Origin of the sequence: Stenotrophomonas maltophilia R551-3 (assembly GCF_000020665.1) — a bacterium.
GTDB classification, from domain to species: Bacteria; Pseudomonadota; Gammaproteobacteria; order Xanthomonadales; family Xanthomonadaceae; genus Stenotrophomonas; species Stenotrophomonas maltophilia_L.
This window is the reverse complement of the sequence record NC_011071.1, coordinates 4408573-4425067: the sequence shown is the minus strand read 5'-3', so window position 1 is coordinate 4425067 and position 16495 is coordinate 4408573. Positions and strand designations below refer to the sequence as shown.

The 16495-nt window shown below is 67.0% G+C and carries 16 protein-coding genes; all 16 read left to right on the top strand.

Translation table 11 applies throughout. The annotated features are described in order from the left end of the window. The first annotated feature begins 248 nt into the window (after positions 1 to 248). The 16 genes from SMAL_RS19955 to SMAL_RS19880 all read left to right on the top strand — a co-directional run bounded on the left by SMAL_RS19955 (position 249) and on the right by SMAL_RS19880 (position 16442). Positions 249 to 1544, top strand: coding sequence for an ABC transporter permease (locus SMAL_RS19955; protein WP_232274000.1), 1296 nt, complete (start codon positions 249 to 251; stop codon positions 1542 to 1544). 13 nt (positions 1545 to 1557) lie between these two features. Beyond that, entirely contained in the window at positions 1558 to 2745 is a 1188-nt protein-coding gene (locus SMAL_RS19950) for an ABC transporter permease (RefSeq protein ID WP_232273999.1), read from the top strand. Between the two features lie 128 nt (positions 2746 to 2873). After that, positions 2874 to 4271: a cytochrome ubiquinol oxidase subunit I gene (locus tag SMAL_RS19945; RefSeq protein ID WP_012512476.1), complete on the top strand. Its 1398-nt coding sequence runs from the start codon at positions 2874 to 2876 to the stop codon at positions 4269 to 4271. 1 nt (position 4272) lies between these two features. After that, positions 4273 to 5286, top strand: coding sequence for a cytochrome d ubiquinol oxidase subunit II (gene cydB / locus SMAL_RS19940; RefSeq protein ID WP_012512475.1), 1014 nt, complete (start codon positions 4273 to 4275; stop codon positions 5284 to 5286). A gap of 217 nt (positions 5287 to 5503) precedes the next feature. Next, on the top strand, positions 5504 to 6247 hold the full coding sequence (locus tag SMAL_RS19935; protein WP_012512474.1) for a beta-ketoacyl synthase chain length factor: 744 nt from the start codon (positions 5504 to 5506) through the stop codon (positions 6245 to 6247). Then, positions 6240 to 7037, top strand: coding sequence for a lysophospholipid acyltransferase family protein (locus SMAL_RS19930; RefSeq protein WP_006402207.1), 798 nt, complete (start codon positions 6240 to 6242; stop codon positions 7035 to 7037). Before SMAL_RS19935 ends, SMAL_RS19930 begins: the two co-directional genes overlap by 8 nt. Further along, on the top strand, positions 7024 to 7281 hold the full coding sequence (locus SMAL_RS19925; RefSeq protein ID WP_005411610.1) for a phosphopantetheine-binding protein: 258 nt from the start codon (positions 7024 to 7026) through the stop codon (positions 7279 to 7281). Before SMAL_RS19930 ends, SMAL_RS19925 begins: the two co-directional genes overlap by 14 nt. Before the next feature lie 17 nt (positions 7282 to 7298). Next, on the top strand, positions 7299 to 7556 hold the full coding sequence (locus SMAL_RS19920) for an acyl carrier protein (RefSeq protein ID WP_006402206.1): 258 nt from the start codon (positions 7299 to 7301) through the stop codon (positions 7554 to 7556). A 22-nt stretch (positions 7557 to 7578) separates the two neighbouring features. After that, entirely contained in the window at positions 7579 to 8130 is a 552-nt protein-coding gene (locus SMAL_RS19915; RefSeq protein ID WP_012512473.1) for a COG4648 family protein, read from the top strand. After that, the gene (locus SMAL_RS19910; protein ID WP_012512472.1) at positions 8123 to 9808 is read left to right on the top strand and encodes an ApeI family dehydratase; all 1686 of its coding nucleotides are present in this window, start codon (positions 8123 to 8125) and stop codon (positions 9806 to 9808) included. The genes SMAL_RS19915 and SMAL_RS19910 overlap by 8 nt, the downstream gene beginning before the upstream one ends. Next, entirely contained in the window at positions 9798 to 10568 is a 771-nt protein-coding gene (locus SMAL_RS19905; protein WP_012512471.1) for a glycosyltransferase family 2 protein, read from the top strand. Before SMAL_RS19910 ends, SMAL_RS19905 begins: the two co-directional genes overlap by 11 nt. Before the next feature lies 1 nt (position 10569). Next, a complete protein-coding gene (locus SMAL_RS19900; RefSeq protein WP_012512470.1) occupies positions 10570 to 11511 on the top strand; it encodes a lysophospholipid acyltransferase family protein in 942 nt (313 codons plus the stop codon). Further along, entirely contained in the window at positions 11501 to 13051 is a 1551-nt protein-coding gene (locus SMAL_RS19895; RefSeq protein WP_012512469.1) for an HAL/PAL/TAL family ammonia-lyase, read from the top strand. Before SMAL_RS19900 ends, SMAL_RS19895 begins: the two co-directional genes overlap by 11 nt. After that, entirely contained in the window at positions 13038 to 13469 is a 432-nt protein-coding gene (locus tag SMAL_RS19890; protein WP_012512468.1) for an acyl-CoA thioesterase, read from the top strand. Before SMAL_RS19895 ends, SMAL_RS19890 begins: the two co-directional genes overlap by 14 nt. Continuing rightward, on the top strand, positions 13466 to 14095 hold the full coding sequence (locus tag SMAL_RS19885; RefSeq protein ID WP_012512467.1) for an outer membrane lipoprotein carrier protein LolA: 630 nt from the start codon (positions 13466 to 13468) through the stop codon (positions 14093 to 14095). The genes SMAL_RS19890 and SMAL_RS19885 overlap by 4 nt, the downstream gene beginning before the upstream one ends. Then, positions 14067 to 16442: an MMPL family transporter gene (locus tag SMAL_RS19880; protein WP_050767043.1), complete on the top strand. Its 2376-nt coding sequence runs from the start codon at positions 14067 to 14069 to the stop codon at positions 16440 to 16442. The genes SMAL_RS19885 and SMAL_RS19880 overlap by 29 nt, the downstream gene beginning before the upstream one ends. The last annotated feature ends 53 nt before the right edge of the window (positions 16443 to 16495 follow it).

The following is a 16495-nucleotide window of genomic DNA, read 5'->3' as shown; positions in this document are numbered from 1 at the left end:
CGTTGTCTGCAAATCGACAGTTGGTCTTCCGCGTCAGATTCCGTCACCTCGGTCTCGTCATCAGTGTCGGTGGCTCTATCCAGGACCTACGAGCTGCGTGTGTTTCCTGAGGAAAGTTGCAAATTCCATGTCTCCACTTGAGGCGCAGTTTCACAATCAGAGATTCTCAACCATCAGTTTCCAGGGGTATGGAGTGAGAATCACATGGACAGGTGCGCGAGTAAGCCAATGCCGGATGCAGTTGGATGATGCTCTACTACATCCAGCTTTCGCTCGCCCGATTCAAGCAGCGAATCGGCACTCATCTGGCAATCGCTCTCATGCTGGGTGCGGGGGTAGGGATCACCACCGTGATGCTTTCCATTGTTCTCCAGGCATCGTCGGATCCCGCTCCAGGCCGGAGCTCGGCATTGTTCCGCCCCTACCTTGACGCGCGTCCAGATGCACTGCGCAGTGGCTCTCCGGATCCTGGCCAGGCACTGACCTGGCCAGACGCGAAGGTGCTTCTGAACCAAGGCCGGACGTGGAAGCAGGCAGCAATGGCAGGGGGCGCGGTGACGCTCTCCCGGCCGGGAGAGCCCAGCGCAAGACTGCGTGCCAGGTTCGCCACGTCCGAAGTCTTCAGTGTCCTTGGCATTGCCGTTGTTCAAGGGCGCGCATGGACCGCCGAGGAGGGGCATGCTGCGAGCCGAATCGTGGTTCTGTCGCGTGCGCTCGCAGCGCGCGAGTGTGCACAGGACTGCGTTGGTCATCGGTTGGAACTGGGTAGACGCGCCTACACCGTGGTGGGTGTCGCGGAGGATTGGCATCCGGTGCCAATGTTTCAGGGAGATCTCACACGCAGGCCGTTTGTGGAACCTGACGAGATCTACCTGCCGGTTGAAACCGCAATCGCAGACAAACTGACTGTTGTGGACGGGACGGCGATCTGGGGTGGTGACCAGGACACGGATCCTGCAGGGGCCAATGTTTCCTGGCTTCAATTGTGGGCGTGGCTGCCCACCGCAGATGATGTCGCCGCTTACCGCGCGAATCTGAACGCCTATGCGCAGGAGAAGGGGCTTCGGATCGAGCCAGGCGCCCAGCAGGTGGCACTCTGGCCGTTGATGGATTGGCTGGACAGGCTGGGATTGGTTCCGGAGCAGGCCAGGATGCAGCTTCGGTTGTCGCTGATCCTTCTCGGCGTGTGCATCGTCAACGCGGCGGCGCTGCTGAGCTTCAGTCTGGGGCGCCGTCGGCGGGAGCTCGCGATTCGACGTGCACTGGGAGCGCGACGCCGAGACGTGTTCATCCAGCTCATGTGGGAATCCATCGCGGCGGGCGTCGCAAGCAGTGCGCTCGCTGTCGTCACCTATACGCTGGGAATCCGGGTGGTTGCTGCGGGAGACGTTCTGCCCAGCGCGATAACAGCGATGCATGCCGGAGCAGTGCTGATGGCGGTTGGTCTGGGAGTCGTCACGACGCTGCTCTGTTCATTGGTCCCATCGTTTGGAATCTGCAGGGTCAGCTCACTGTCGAGTGCCTTCGCGAAGGGGGCTGCCTGAAATGTTCGAATCAATGAGGGAGACTCGACGACATCTGGGAAGCGCCGCACTGCTTGCAGTGCAGGCTGCGCTTGCAAGCCTGGCATGTGCGTTCGCACTGCAATCTGTGCTGGACAGCTTCGCCAGATTGAACACCCGCAGCATCCGGGACGCAGTATCGATTGGTGTGGTCAGGGTCTCGGATGTCGAAGAAGGCGCTGATGCTGCAGTGCTGCGGGCAGACCTGTCCGCGATCCGGCTGCCCGGTGTTCAGGACACGGTTGTGAGCGACGCTGTTCCGTTCGGGGGAAGAGCCCATCGATACGGCGTGTGCACCAGCGAGTCGGCCATGGCGTACTCGATGAACGCGGGTACGACAGACGTTGCTGGATGTGATCGCATTCCCGTGGCAACTGCCAGCTCTGGCTTGCTGGCGATGCTGGGCGCGGGAATCGTCCTGGGACGGGATGCCACAGAGGACGACATGGCTGAAGGTGCTCCGATAGTGCTGATCAGTGAAGCGCTGGCTGCCCGTCTGTTCGGAACGGAGAGTGCTGTTGGCCGCCACCTGTATTTCGGCCCCGGCAGCAGCCGGGTCATCGTGGGCGTATTTGCGTCTGTTGCTGGACCGGCACCAGGAGGCAATGAGCGGGACTCGCAGTGGGCGCTGCTTCCGGGCCTTCCCACGGGCGCCAGTCGCTATTATCTGGCGAAGTGGAAGTCGGAGGTTGATCGTTCATCGCTTGATCGCACTGTCGATGCGCTGCAGCGGCCCTATCGGATCGTGAATTCGACCGGTGTCGAGACGCTGGCGGGATATCGCGACGCCTACGTCAAAGCTGATCGCTTCGCTACGACCGTGCTCGCGGTCATGACGGCCATCGTTCTCGGTGTGCTGATGGCCGGGGTTTCCGGAGTCGTAGGCGCCTGGCTTGATCGGCGCCGGCACTCCATTGGGGTTCGACGGACACTCGGTGCTCGCGGCTCAGTGATCTTTGCCGAAATCATGTTCGAAGTTTCACTGTTCACCACACTGGGCGCCCTGCTCGGCGCGTTGTCGTTGCAGTGGATAGGGCCGCCACAGGATGGCATCACAGGTTCACTGTGGTTCTCGATATCGAGCGCTGTCGTACTGGTGATGGCGGCCTGCTTGACTGCATTGGTACCCCGGGCCCTGCGAATCGCCAAGGAGCCGCCCTTGACCTTGCTGAAGCCCCTGTAGCCCGTTCATTCTGTCATCCAGCTTCCCTGCGACAAAGTGAAGCAGCGCGTCACCCGGTCGCATCCCGTTTTAACAATATCCACCTAAAGTGGTGCGGTATCCCACCGGCAGCTGGCAGGAGGCGTCCCTTGGACGCGTTGTTGTTGTCCCGGATCCAGTTCGGATTCGTCATCAGTTTCCACGTGCTGTTCCCCGCCTTCACCATCGGTACGGCCAGCTGGCTGGCCTTCATCGAATGGCGGTGGCTGCGCACGAAGTTGCCCGTGTGGCGCGAGCTGTATTTCTTCTGGCAGAAGATCTTCGCCGTGTCGTTCGGCATGGGCGTAGTCAGCGGCATCGTCATGGCCTTCCAGTTCGGCACCAACTGGCCACGATTGAGCGAGGTGGCCGGTACGGTCATCGGTCCGTTGCTGACCTATGAGGTGCTGACCGCGTTCTTCCTGGAAGCCAGCTTCCTCGGCGTGATGATGTTCGGCTGGGGCCGGGTCTCGCCGCGCCTGCATTTCTTCTCCACCTGCATGGTGGCGCTGGGCACGCTGTTCTCCACGTTCTGGATCCTGTCGTCCAACAGCTGGCTGCATACACCGGCCGGCTACGAGATGGTCAACGGCATCGTGCATCCGGTGGACTGGTGGCAGGTGGTGTTCAACCCCTCGTTCCCCTATCGCCTGGCCCACATGGCGCTGGGCTCGTTCATCACCACCTGTTTCGTGATCGGTGGCGTCGGCGCGTGGTACCTGCGCAAGGGCACACATGTCGAGGCCGGACGGCGCATGCTGATCGCGGCGGTGGCGTTCGCCGCACTGACCGTGCCGGTACAGATCTTCGTCGGCGACATGCATGGACTGAACACGCTCAAGCATCAGCCGATGAAGATCGCGGCGATGGAAGCGCACTGGCATGAAACCCAGGAAGGCGAGGGCGTGCCGCTGGTGGTGTTCGCGCTGCCGAACGAGAAGGAAGAGCGCAACGACTTCGAAGTGGCGATTCCGAAGCTGGGCAGCGTGATCCTCACCCACAGCCTGGACGGCACCTTCGATCCGCTCACCTCGGTGCCGGCCAGCGAGCGGCCGCCGGTGACGCCAGTGTTCTTTGCCTTCCGCATCATGGTCGGGCTGGGCACGTTGATGCTGCTGCTGGCCTGGGTGTCAGCGTTCCAGCTCTGGCGGAAGAAGCTGCTGGATTCGCCGTGGCTGCTGCGCGGCTGGAACTGGATGCTGCCGAGCGGCTTCATCGCTCTTCTGTCGGGCTGGTTCGTCACCGAGATGGGGCGCCAGCCGTGGGTGGTGTATGGCGTGCTGCGCACCGCTGATGCGGTCGGCCCGCAGAGTGCGTGGATGACTGCGTTGTCGCTGGGTGTCTATGTGGTTGGCTATGCCTTCGTGTTCGGCTGGGGCATCTGGTACCTGGTGAAGATCCTGCGCCATGGGCCGCAGCCGTATGCCGAGGGGCCGTCGCTGGACCACGGCAGCCACACCCCGGCGCGTCCGTTGTCGGCGGCCGATGAACCGCTGGAGGAGCGCTGACATGGACCTGATGACCTGGCTGCCGGTGGCGTGGTTCGCGGTGATCGGCTTCGGCGTGCTGATGTACGTGGTGCTGGACGGCTTCGTGCTCGGCATCGGCATCCTTGCCCCGTTCGCCGAGGACGAGGAACAGCTGGACCTGATGATGAACACCGCCGCGCCGATCTGGGACGGCAACGAGACCTGGCTGGTGCTCGGTGGCGCCGGCCTGCTGGCGGCGTTCCCAAAGGCGTATGCGGTGCTGCTGTCGGCGCTGTACCTGCCGGTGCTGCTGCTGGTGGTGGCGCTGGTGTTCCGCGGTGTGGCCTTCGAGTTCCGCTTCAAGGCGCATCGATCGCGCCGGCTGTGGAGCGTGGCGTTCGGCCTCGGTTCGTTGTTGGCCACGTTTGCCCAGGGCGTGATCCTCGGCACCCTGGTGCAGGGCATCCCGCTGGTGGACGGTGTCTATCAGGGCGGGCCGTTTGCCTGGTTCAGCCCGTTCGCGATGCTGACCGGTGCCGCGCTGGTGGCCGGCTATGCGCTGCTGGGCAGCACCTGGCTGATCCTGAAGACCGAGGGGCGCGTGCAGGCGCTGGCGCGGCAGATGACCCGGCCACTGGTGGTGGCGGTGATCGCGGCGATGGGCCTTGTGAGCAGCTGGCTGCCGTTCCTCGATTCGCGGTTGATGGATCGCTGGTTCAGCGACGGCAACTTCTGGTGGCTGTCACCGGTGCCGCTGCTGACCCTGGTGGTGGCCGCCGCGCTGTGGCGCAGTGCCACTCACCCGCGCCGTGACCTGCCGCCGTTCCTGCTCAGCCTGGCCCTGTTCGTGCTCGGCTTCCTCGGCCTGGTACTGGGCATGTGGCCTTATCTGCTGCCACCGTCGATGACCCTGTGGCAGGCCGCCGCGCCGGCGTCGTCGCTGGGCTTCACGCTGGTCGGGCTGGTCATATTGCTGCCGGTCATCCTCGGCTATACGGCGTGGTCCTACCGGGTATTCCGCGGCAAGGTGCACGCCGACACCGGTTACCACTGATCGATTGAACACGGGGCCTGCCGTTGCCGGGCCCCGTGTTGGGGAATGTGAAACCTGCACACCCTGCGCGGGACGTGCTAGCGTGCGCTCCTTTCCGGCGGCCAGGGGGGCAGCCGGCGACGTCCTGGACGGACGCACGGCTGCAGGAACGGGGGGCCGCCGCGCGTCGCTGTAATGGCTCGTGCCTATCGTTCTCCCGTTGAAGCACCATCGCTAAATGATCGAATTCTCCATCGTCGACTGGGCTGCCTGGGCGCCCGGCCTGAGTGAGCGTAGCCAGTGGCTGGGCTGGGCCGATGCGCCGTACCTGCCGCATGGCGCGGACACGCCGGCGCTGGCCGAAGTGCCGGCGATGCAGCGCCGCCGCATCGAGCGGCTGGGCCGGATGGCGATCCAGGCCGCGTGCTGGTGCGAGGACGGGCAGGGCGCCGACAGTGACGTGCCGCTGGTGTTCGCCAGCCGCCACGGCGATGTCGCCCGCTCGATGGACCTGTTGGGTGCGTTGGCCGCCGACGAGCCGTTGTCGCCGACCGGATTCGGTCTGTCTGTGCACAACGCGATCGCGGCGCTGTACTCGATCGCCCGCGGCCACCGCGGCAACTACCTGGCGCTGGCGGCGGGCCAGGCCACCGTGGAGACGGCCTGCCTGGAGGCCGTCGGCCTGCTGGCCGACGGTGCCCGCGAGGTGCGGGTGGTGGTCTATGAGTCGCCACTTCCGGAAATTTACGCGACGTTCGCCGACGAACCCGACCCGTTCTTTGCCTGGTGCTGGCGCCTGACCGCCCCGGCAGAGGGCCGACCGACGCTGTCGCTGCAGTGGCAGCAGGCCGACGCCCAGGCCAGCACTGCGCCCGGCCTGCTGCCGCATGCGCTGGACCTGCACCGGTTCCTGTTGTCCGGCGCGCCGGCGCTGGAACACGTGGCCCACGGCCAGCGCTGGCGCTGGAGCCGCCGTGGCTGAGCTGCTGCGCCGCCTCGACCATGCCTGGCGGGTGTTTGGCACCGGCCTGAGCTTTGTCGCATTTGGCCTCGGCGGCCTGCTGCTGGGCGTGCTGGTGATGCCGGTGCTGCTGCTGATGCGCGACCCGGTGGTCCGCCGCCGCCGGGCCCGCCGCGTGGTCCAGGCCGCCTTCGCCAGCCATCTGCGGCTGATGCGCGGGCTGGGGGTGATGACCTACGAGATCGAGGGCGGTGAACGCCTGCAGCGCGACGGCCTGCTGGTGCTGGCCAACCACCCGACCCTGATCGACGTGGTCTGCCTGATCTCGCTGCTGCCCAACGCCGACTGCGTGGTCAAGCGGGCCGTGGCCTGCAACCCGTTCATGCGCGGTCCGGTACGGGCCGCCGGCTACATCTCCAATGACGACGGCGCCGGCCTGGTCGATGACTGCGTGGCCGCGGTGCATGCCGGCGGCACCCTGGTCATCTTCCCGGAGGGCACCCGCAGCGTGCCAGGGCAGCCACCACGGCTGCAGCGCGGGGCCGCCAACATCGCCGTGCGGGGCCGCCTGGACGTCACCCCGGTGCGGATCACCTGCAGCCCGCCAACGCTGACCAAGGGGCAGAAGTGGTATCGTGTCCCCTCACGTCGCTTTCACGTTCGGCTGCAGATCGGCGAAGATATCCCGATCGCGCCATTTCTGGCCGAAGACGACTCGCCAAGGGGGGATGCCTTGGCAGCCCGTCGCGTCACCGAGCACCTTTCTCGTTATTTCGACCTGTCTGGAGATCCGAACCGTGCAAGCACTTGAGCACGAGATCAAGGAATTGATCATTTCCTCCCTTTCGCTGGAGGACATCACGCCGGAGGACATCGATCCGACCGCCCCACTGTTCGTCGAGGGTCTCGGCCTGGATTCGATCGACGCGCTGGAGCTGGGCCTGGCGCTGCAGAAGAAGTACGGTGTGAGCCTCTCGGCCGATTCGGAAGAAACCCGTCGCCATTTCTCCAGCGTGCGCGCGCTCGGCGAGTTCGTCGCCGCCCGCCAGTCGTAACGGTGCCAGGACCTGCCATGACCAAGAATGAACTGTTCGAACGCATCGTCAGCATCCTGACCGACAGCTTCGAGATCGAAACCGCCCGGATCACCCCGGAGGCCCGCCTGTACGACGACCTGGACATCGACAGCATCGACGCGGTCGACCTGATCGTGCAGCTCAAGCCGCTGCTCGGCCGCAACCTGCAGCCGGAAGCGTTCAAGGCCGTGCGTACCGTGCAGGACATCGTCGATGTGGTGCACAGGCTGCTGCCGGACCAGGCAGCAGCCTGACCGCAGCGCCGGCGGCTCCACCATGGCACGCGCACGCACGGTCGTGGTGGCTGCGATCTCGCTGGCCTACCCGGTGCTGGTGTACCTGGCGATGGGCCGCTTCGAGCCACGCTGGCTGTCGCTGCTGCTGTTCACCCTGGCCCTGCTGCGCGCGCTGAGTACGCGCCAGCCGCTGTGGTGGGCCGCGGCAGCCGGCACCGGCCTGCTGGCGGTGCTGGCCACCGTGCTCAACCAGGCCCTGCCGCTGAAGCTGTACCCGGCGCTGGTCAACGCAGTGATGCTGGCGGTATTCGGCACCAGCCTGCGTTTCGGCCCGCCGCTGGTGGAACGCCTGGCTCGGCTGCAGGAACCGGACCTGCCCCCGTTCGCGGTGGCCTATACCCGCCGCGTCACCCAGGTGTGGTGCGGCTTCTTCGTTCTCAACGGCAGCCTGGCCCTGCTGACCGCGCTGTACGCGTCGGACCGGGTCTGGATGCTCTACAACGGATTGTTGGCGTACGTGATGATGGGCGTGTTGTTCGCAGGTGAGTGGCTGGTGCGGCGGCGGGTGAAGGCGGCGCACGCGCATGGCTGAGTGGATTGCTCTGGACCGGCTGCTGCTGGAGGCGCGGCCGCATCGAAGCGTTGGCGTCTGCGATGGCGAGGTGATCGACCACGCCTGCTTCCGCCAGCGCGTACTGGCCTGGCGCGCCGCGTTTGCGGCGGCCGAAGGCCGTGACTGGGCCTTGTATTTCGATGATGCGGTGGCCTTTGCCGCTGCGTTGTTCGGTGCCTGGCATGCCGGCAAGCGGGTGTTCCTGGCCGCCGACAACCTGCCGGCCACGCTGCAGGCGCTGCAGCCGCAGGTGAGTGGTTTCGCAGGCGACGTGTCCGCCGATTACCGCCCGCTGGCGGCGCTGGGCGCCACATCGGACGAGGGTCTTCAGGCGCTGGACGAGCGCGCCTGCGAGCTGTGCGTGTTCACCTCCGGCAGCACCGGACAGCCCAGTGCGATCAACAAGCGCATGGACCAGCTGACGCGCGAGGTGGACGCACTGCAGGCTGCGTTCGGCACGCAGCTGGAAGGCGTGCAGGTGCATGGCACGGTGTCCCACCAGCACATCTATGGCCTGCTGTTCCGCGTGCTGTGGCCGCTGGCCGCCGGCCGCCTGATCCATCCACGCCGGTTCTTCCATGAGGACCTGGTGGGCGCGCTGGCCGGTACCGACACGGTGCTGGTCGCGACCCCTGCCCACCTCAAGCGCCTGCCCGAGCAGCTTGACTGGGCCAGCCTGCATGGCCGCCTGCGTGCGGTGTTCTCCTCTGGCGGCCCGCTGCCGGAAGAAGCCGCACGCCAGGTGCGTCAGTGGCTGGGCGTGGCCCCGACCGAGGTCTATGGCAGCAGCGAGACCGGCGGCATCGCCTGGCGCCGCTGGGACACCGACCTGCCGCCGTGGCAGCCGCTGCCCGGCGTGCAGTGGCGCATTGAGGAGGGCTGCCTGGCGGTGGCCTCCGCACATCTGGAAACCCCGGATTGGTGGCGTACCCAGGACCGCGTTGAAGCGTTGGCCGATGGCCGCTTCCGCCTGCTGGGCCGCGCCGACCGCATCGTCAAGATCGAAGAACGCCGCGTTTCACTGGATGCGCTGGAACGTGCGCTGCGCGAAGACGCCGAAGTGGATGACGTGCGCGTGCTGGTGCTGCCCGGGCAGCGCGAGCAGCTGGCCGCGGTGGTGGTACCGGCCGATCCGACGCTGCTGGAGGGCGGTGAGGCCGCGCGCCGCGCGCTGGGCCAGCGCCTTGGCGCACGCCTGGCACAGGCTCATGACGCGGTCACCCGACCGCGCCGCTGGCGGCTGGTGCCGGCGTTGCCGATCAACGCACAGGGCAAGGTCACCCAGGCGGCACTGGCAGCGCTGTTCCAGCCGCTGATGCCGGTGCCGGTCTGGGATCACCGTGATGCTGCCAGCGCCACGCTGCGGATGACTCTGGACCCGGCGCTGCGACCATTCCAGGGCCACTTCCCGCAGGCGGCGATCCTCCCCGGCGTGGCGCAGCTGGACTGGGCGGTGCGTTTTGGCCGCCAGGTGTTCGCGATGCCGGCAGCATTCCTGCGCATGGATGCGGTGAAGTTCCAGCACGTGGCCCGCCCGGGTGAAGAGCTGACCCTGCAGCTGGACTGGGATGCCACACGCAGCGTGCTGGCCTTCCGTTACACCTCCAGCCACGGTGTGCATGCCAGCGGCAAGGTGGTCTTCGCCGATGCGGACTGATCCGGCCGTTGCCGGTGCCGCGTTCGCGCCACTGGTGGTGATTCCCGTCTACGACCACGAGCATGCCATCGCGGCGGTGGTCGACGGCGTGCAGGCCGCCGGCCTGCCGTGCCTGCTGGTCGACGATGGCTCGCATGAGGCGTGCGCGGCAGCACTGCGTTCGCTGGCACAGCGCCAGGGCGTCGACCTGCTGCGCCTGGACATCAACCAGGGCAAGGGCGGGGCGATGCTGGCCGGTTTCGCCGAAGCCGGCGCGCGTGGCTACAGCCACGTGCTGCAGATCGATGCCGACGGCCAGCACGATACCGCTGACCTGCCACGCTTCATCGAAGCGGCGCGCGCCCATCCCGAGGCGGTGATCTGTGGCATTCCGGCCTACGACGCCAGCGTTCCCAAGGCGCGTTTGTACGGCCGCTACGCCACCCACATCTGGGTCTGGATCAACACGCTGTCGCTGCACCTGCGCGACACCATGTGCGGCTTCCGCGTGTATCCACTGCCGCCAGTGCTGCGCCTGGTCGGCGAAGAGACCATCGGCCGGCGCATGGATTTCGATACCGAAGTGATGGTGCGCCTGTACTGGCGGCAACTGCCGGTCGAGCACCTGGCCACGCGCGTGACCTATCCATCCGATGGCGTGTCGCACTTCGATGTGTGGCGCGACAACGTGCGCATCAGCCGCATGCACACCCGCCTGTTCTTCGGCATGCTCTGGCGCGCACCGCGCCTGCTGTGGCGCCGCCTGCGGGGACAGCACTGAGATGGCGGCCGCGCAGGGTGCCCCGCACTGGGCCGACATCGGCGAATCCACCTCGGTGGCCGGCGTGCTGTTCCTGTGCTGGGTGCACCGCTGGTTCGGGCGCTGGCCATTCCGCCTGTGCGTGTGGCCGGTGGTGGCCTGCCATTGGCTGGGCAACCGTGTCGGTCGCCAGGCCTCGATGCAGTACCTGCAGCGGCTGCAGGCGCACAGCGGCGTGCTGGGCCGTGCGCCGACCCGGCGCGACAGCCTGCGCCACTTCTTCGCCTTCGCCGACACGATGCTGGACAAGATCCTCGGCCTGGGCGGGCGCTATCCGGCCGAACGCATCCATCTGCATCGCGACCTGGTGCTGGAGAAGATCGCGCGCCGCGAAGGCGGGCTGATCCTCACCGCGCACATCGGCTGCCTGGAACTGTGCCAGGTGCTGGCCGAACAGGTGCCGGGTTTCCGCATCACCGTGCTGGTGCACACCGCGCATGCACAGCGCTTCAACCGCCTGCTGCAGCGGCTGGACCCGCTGGCGGCGGTGGAGCTGGTGCAGGTAACCGAAATGGGCCCGGCCACGGCAATGATGCTGGCCGAGCGCGTGGCGGCCGGTGGCTTCGTCGCTATCGTCGGCGACCGCACGCCGGTGCAGGGCGGCCGCAGCGTCACCGCCGATTTCCTTGGCCACCGCGCGCCGTTCCCGATCGGCGCCTACGTGCTCGCTGCCGCGCTGGGCTGCCCGGTCTACACGATGGCCTGCCTGCACCAGGGCGAGGGCTATCGCGTGGCATTTGAACAGTTCGCCGACCGCATCGTGCTGCCGCGTGGCTCGCGCGACGCCGCGCTGGCCGAACAGGCACAGCGCTTCGCGCGCTGGCTGGAACTCCAGGTCATCCAGTCCCCGTTGGACTGGTTCAATTTCTTCCCCTTCTGGGATCAGGCTCCGCATGACGACTGACGCCGTACCCGTGTGCCGCTTTGGCGATGCACCGTTGACCATTGAAGACGTGGTTGCCCTGGCCCAGCGCCAGTGCGACGCCGCCCTGAGCGACGCGCCGGTGTTCCGCGCGCACATCCAGCGCGGTGCCGACTTCCTCGACCGCCTGCTGCGCGAGGACGGTGTGATCTATGGCGTGACCACCGGCTACGGTGACTCGTGCACGGTGAACATCCCGCCGGCGCTGGTGGCTGAGCTGCCGCACCACCTGTACACCTACCACGGCTGTGGCCTGGGCCGTTACCTGGACCCGGTCGAGACCCGTGCGGTACTGGCCGCGCGCCTGGCGTCGCTGGTGCGCGGCATGTCCGGTGTCAGTGTGCCGCTGCTGGAAGGCCTGGCCACGCTGCTGCAGCACGATGTACTGCCGATGATTCCGGCCGAAGGCTCGGTCGGTGCCAGTGGCGACCTGACCCCGCTGTCGTACGTGGCCGCTGTGCTGTGCGGCGAGCGCGAGGTGCTGCACGACGGCCGCGTGCAGCCGGCGGCGGATGTGCTGGCGAAGATCGGCATGACCCCGCTGAAGCTGCGACCGAAGGAAGGCCTGGCGATCATGAACGGCACCGCGGTGATGACCGGCCTGGCATGCCTGGCCTGGCAGCGCGCCGATTACCTTGCGCGCATGGCCACGCGGCTGACTGCGTTCAACGTGCTGGCCAGCGACGGCAACGCGCATCACTTCGACGAAACCCTGTTCGCCGCCAAGCCGCACCCGGGCCAGGGCCGCATCGCCGCGCGCCTGCGCAGCGACCTGCACAGCGAGCGTCCGCCGCGCAATGAACAGCGCCTGCAGGACCGCTACTCGCTGCGCTGCGCGCCGCATGTGATCGGCGTGCTGGAAGACAGCCTGCCGTTCCTGCGCCAGCTGATCGAAACCGAGCTGAACAGCGCCAACGACAACCCGCTGATCGACGCCGATGGCGAGCGCATCCTGCACGGCGGCCACTTCTACGGCGGCCACATCGCGCTGGCGATGGACACCCTGAAGAACACCGTGGCCAACGTCGCCGATCTGCTCGACCGGCAGCTGGCGCTGGTGGTCGACGCCCGCTACAACCATGGCCTGCCGGCCAACCTGTCGGCGGCCACCGGCCCGCGCGCAGCCATCAACCATGGCCTGAAGGCGCTGCAGATCAGCGTTTCGGCCTGGACCGCCGAAGCGTTGAAGCAGACCATGCCGGCCAGCGTGTTCTCGCGTTCCACCGAATGCCACAACCAGGACAAGGTCAGCATGGGCACCATTGCCGCGCGCGATTGCCTGCGCGTGATCGAGCTGACTGAACAGGTTGTGGCCGCGATGCTGGTCGCTGCCCGCCAGGGCTTGGCGCTGCGCGAACGGGTTGGCCTGAACGCGCAGCTGCATGGCAGTCTGGCCGACATGTACGCCGACCTGGGGCAGCGCATCGCCCTGGTTGAAGAAGACCGCGCGCTGGATCGCGAACTGCGGGAGCTGCTGGTGGAGATCCGCGCGCAACGTTGGGAGCTGTATGCCGGTGAATGAAGCAATCGAACGGGTCGGCGAGATTGCGCTGACCCCGGCCTTCCATGACTGCGATCCGATGAACGTGGTCTGGCATGGCAACTACTTCAAGTACTTCGAGATCGCGCGCTGCGCGCTGCTCGGGCGCTACGACTACGACTACCCGCAGATGCTTGAATCGGGCTACCTGTGGCCGGTGGTCGATGCGCGGGTGAAGTATGTGCGCCCACTGCTGTTCAACCAGGCCCTGCGCGTGATCGCGCGCATCGTGGAATGGGAGAACCGGCTGAAGATCGAGTACGAAATTATCGATGCGCAGAGCGGCCAGGTGCTGACCCGTGCGATGACCATCCAGGTCGCGGTGGACGCGGCCAGCAAGGAAATGTTGTACCAGTGCCCGCCGGTACTGTGGGAACGCCTGGGAGTGCCCGCGCCATGAACCGAGCGAACCGTTTTGCGCGCGCACTGCTGTGCGCGTTGCTGCTGCTGGCCGCACCGCTGGTGCAGGCGGCCGACCCCGCCATCGATGCGATCACCCAGGCGGTGGCGCGGCCGGACGTGCTGCGTGGCCAGTTCAGCCAGGAAAAGCAGGTCAGCGGCTTCAAGAACCCGCTGCGCTCGCAGGGCCGGTTCGTGGTCGCGCGCCAGCACGGCGTGATCTGGTCCACGCTCAAGCCGTTCCCCTCCGAGGTGGTGGTCACCGCCGACCGCATCCTCAGCCGCCAGCGCGATGGCAGCGCCCGCGTCGAACTCGATGCACGGCAGCAACCGGCGATGCGTTCGGTGAACGCGATCATGTTCGCGCTGATGAGTGGCGACGTGCAGGCGCTGTCCAGCCAGTTCAACGTGGCGGCCAGTCGTGAAGGGCAGGGCTGGCGGCTGCGGCTGACGCCGAAGTCGGCGATGCTGGCCAAGGCTTTCGAATCGCTGACCCTGCAGGGCGACCGCTATGTGCGCCAGGTCGAGATCGTGGAGGCCAACAAGGACCGCACGCAGATCCAGTTCAGCGTGTTGAGCGAGACGCCGGCCACGCTCAATGCCGACGAGGCCCGCCGCTTTGAGTGAGGCCGCGGCATCGAACGCACCGGACCGGTTGCGACGCTGGTGGCACTGGCTGGGCATCGCCTGGCTGCTGGTGCTGGTGGTACTGGGCGCGCAGCAGTGGCACCTGTGGAGCCAGCAATCGCGGATCGACACCGACATCCTCGCCCTGCTGCCGCAGGATGCACACGACCGCCTGTTGAGCGATGTCACCCGGCGCATCGCCGACGGCAGCTCGCGGCAGGTGGTCGTGCTGCTGGGCAGCAAGGACGGTGCTGTCGCCAAGCGTGCGCAGGCGGCTTTTGCCGCAGCCATGGCCAAGGACGCCGATCACGCCCTGCTGGTACCCAGCGGCTCGATCGAAGGCTGGTTCGATGAGGCGCGCGCGTTCTACGCGCCGTACCGTGACCGCCTGCTGACACCTGCACAGCGCGAGCAGCTGCAGGGCAGCGAGCCGGGCGCGTTGGCCGAACAGGCGTTGGCCGCGCTGTACGGCCCGATGGGCGCGCCGCGCCTGACCGACTGGCGGCAGGACCCGTTGTCGCTGTGGCCGCAGTGGTGGCAGCAGCAGGCGCAGGGTTCGGGACTGCGGCTGGGCGATGACGGCCTGCTCGAAGCCGAGGACAAGCATTGGGCCGCGCTGCAGTTCGACACGCCGGGTTCGGCGTTCCAGCTCGACGGCGAACGCCATCTCGATGGCCTGCTGGAACGTGCCGGGCAGGCAGCAAAAGCGGCCGCTCCGGATCTGGAGATCCTGCATGCCGGCGTGCCACTGCACGCCGAAGCGGCCGCGGTGCAGGCCAACCAGGAGATCAACACCATCGGTTGGGGGTCGCTGGCGGCGGTGCTGCTGCTGGTGTGGCTGGCATTCCGCTCGCTGCGGCCGATCCTGCTGGTGGCCGCCTCGCTGCTGATCGGCTGTGGTGTGGCGCTGGCGGTGACCGTGCTGGTGTTTGGCAAGGTGCACGTGCTGACTCTGGTATTTGGTGCGTCGCTGGTGGGCGTGGCCGAGGACTACGGCATTCACTGGTTCGCCTCGCGCCAGGCCGAGCCGGCCGATCGTCGCTGGAAACTGCTGCGGCATCTGCTGCCTGGCCTGTGGCTGGCCCTGCTGACCAGTGCGCTGGCCTACCTGGCATTGGGCCTGGCCCCGTTCCCGGGCCTGCGCCAGATGGCGCTGTTCTCGGTGGTCGGCCTGGCTGCCGCCTTCCTCACGGTGATCTTCTGGTTCCCGTGGCTGGATGGTGGCGAGATCCGCCAGACCCGCTTCTCGCAGTGGCTGGGCAACACGCTGGAGCGTTTCCCGCGCCTGCATGGCCGCCGCGCGGTGACGATGTTCGTGGTGATCACGCTGGCACTGTCTGCCATCGGCATCGCGCGCCTGCAGAGCAACGACGACCTGCGCAGCCTGCAGTCGTCGCCGCCGGCATTGATGGCGCAGCAGATCCGCCTGAGCCAGTTGCTGGGCATGCCCAGCCCGGCGCAGTTCTACCTGGTGCAGGGTGCCGATGCCGCGCAGCTGCTGCAGCGCGAAGAAGCGCTGACCGAACGCCTGCGTGTATTGGCCAACGACAAGCGCATTGGTGGCTATCGCGCGATCAGCGATTGGCTGCCGTCGCCGTCGCGCCAGCAGGCCGATGCCGCGCTGACCGCGAGGGTGGAACCCAGCGTGCTGTCGGCCGTGTCCGAGGCCGTGGGCGAGCCGCTGCAGCGACCGCAGTTCGCGGCCGCACCACTCAGCGCCGAAGCCTTCCTGGCCTCGCCGGCGTCGCAGCCGTTCCGCCACCTGTGGGTGGGCGAGGTCGGTGGGCAGATGATCAGCGTGGTGATGGTCGATGACCTGTCGCGCGCCGATGCGCTGGCCACCCTGCAGGGCGCGGCCGAAGGCCTGCCGGGTGTGCGCTGGGTGGACCGTACTGCCGACTTCTCCACGCTGCTGGGCCACTACCGCAAGCTGATGGGTGGGCTGCTGCTGGTCGGCATCGCGCTGGTGTTCGGCGCGCTGTGGCTGCGCTACCGCGGCCAGGCCTGGCGCGTGTTCGCGCCGACCCTGATTGCCGGTGCCTTGACCCTGGGCCTGCTGGGTCTGTTCGGCCAGCCGCTGCAGCTGTTCAACGTGCTGGCACTGATGCTGCTGCTGGGCATGGGCATCGACTACGGCATCTTCCTGATCGAGCACCGTGGCGATGCCAGCGCCTGGCTGGCAGTGTGCGTGGGCGCGGCCAGCACCTGGCTGTCGTTCGGCCTGCTGGGCCTGTCGCAGACCCCGGCGCTGCGCGCGTTCGGCCTGACGCTGCTGTTCGGCATCGGCCTGGTCTGGCTGATCTCGCCGCTGTTCCGGCCGCCGCCACATGACCTGCCGCCAGCTTGAACCTGTCTTCTGACTTCCTTCTTTCCACCTGATCGAGCAACAAGGACGCACCG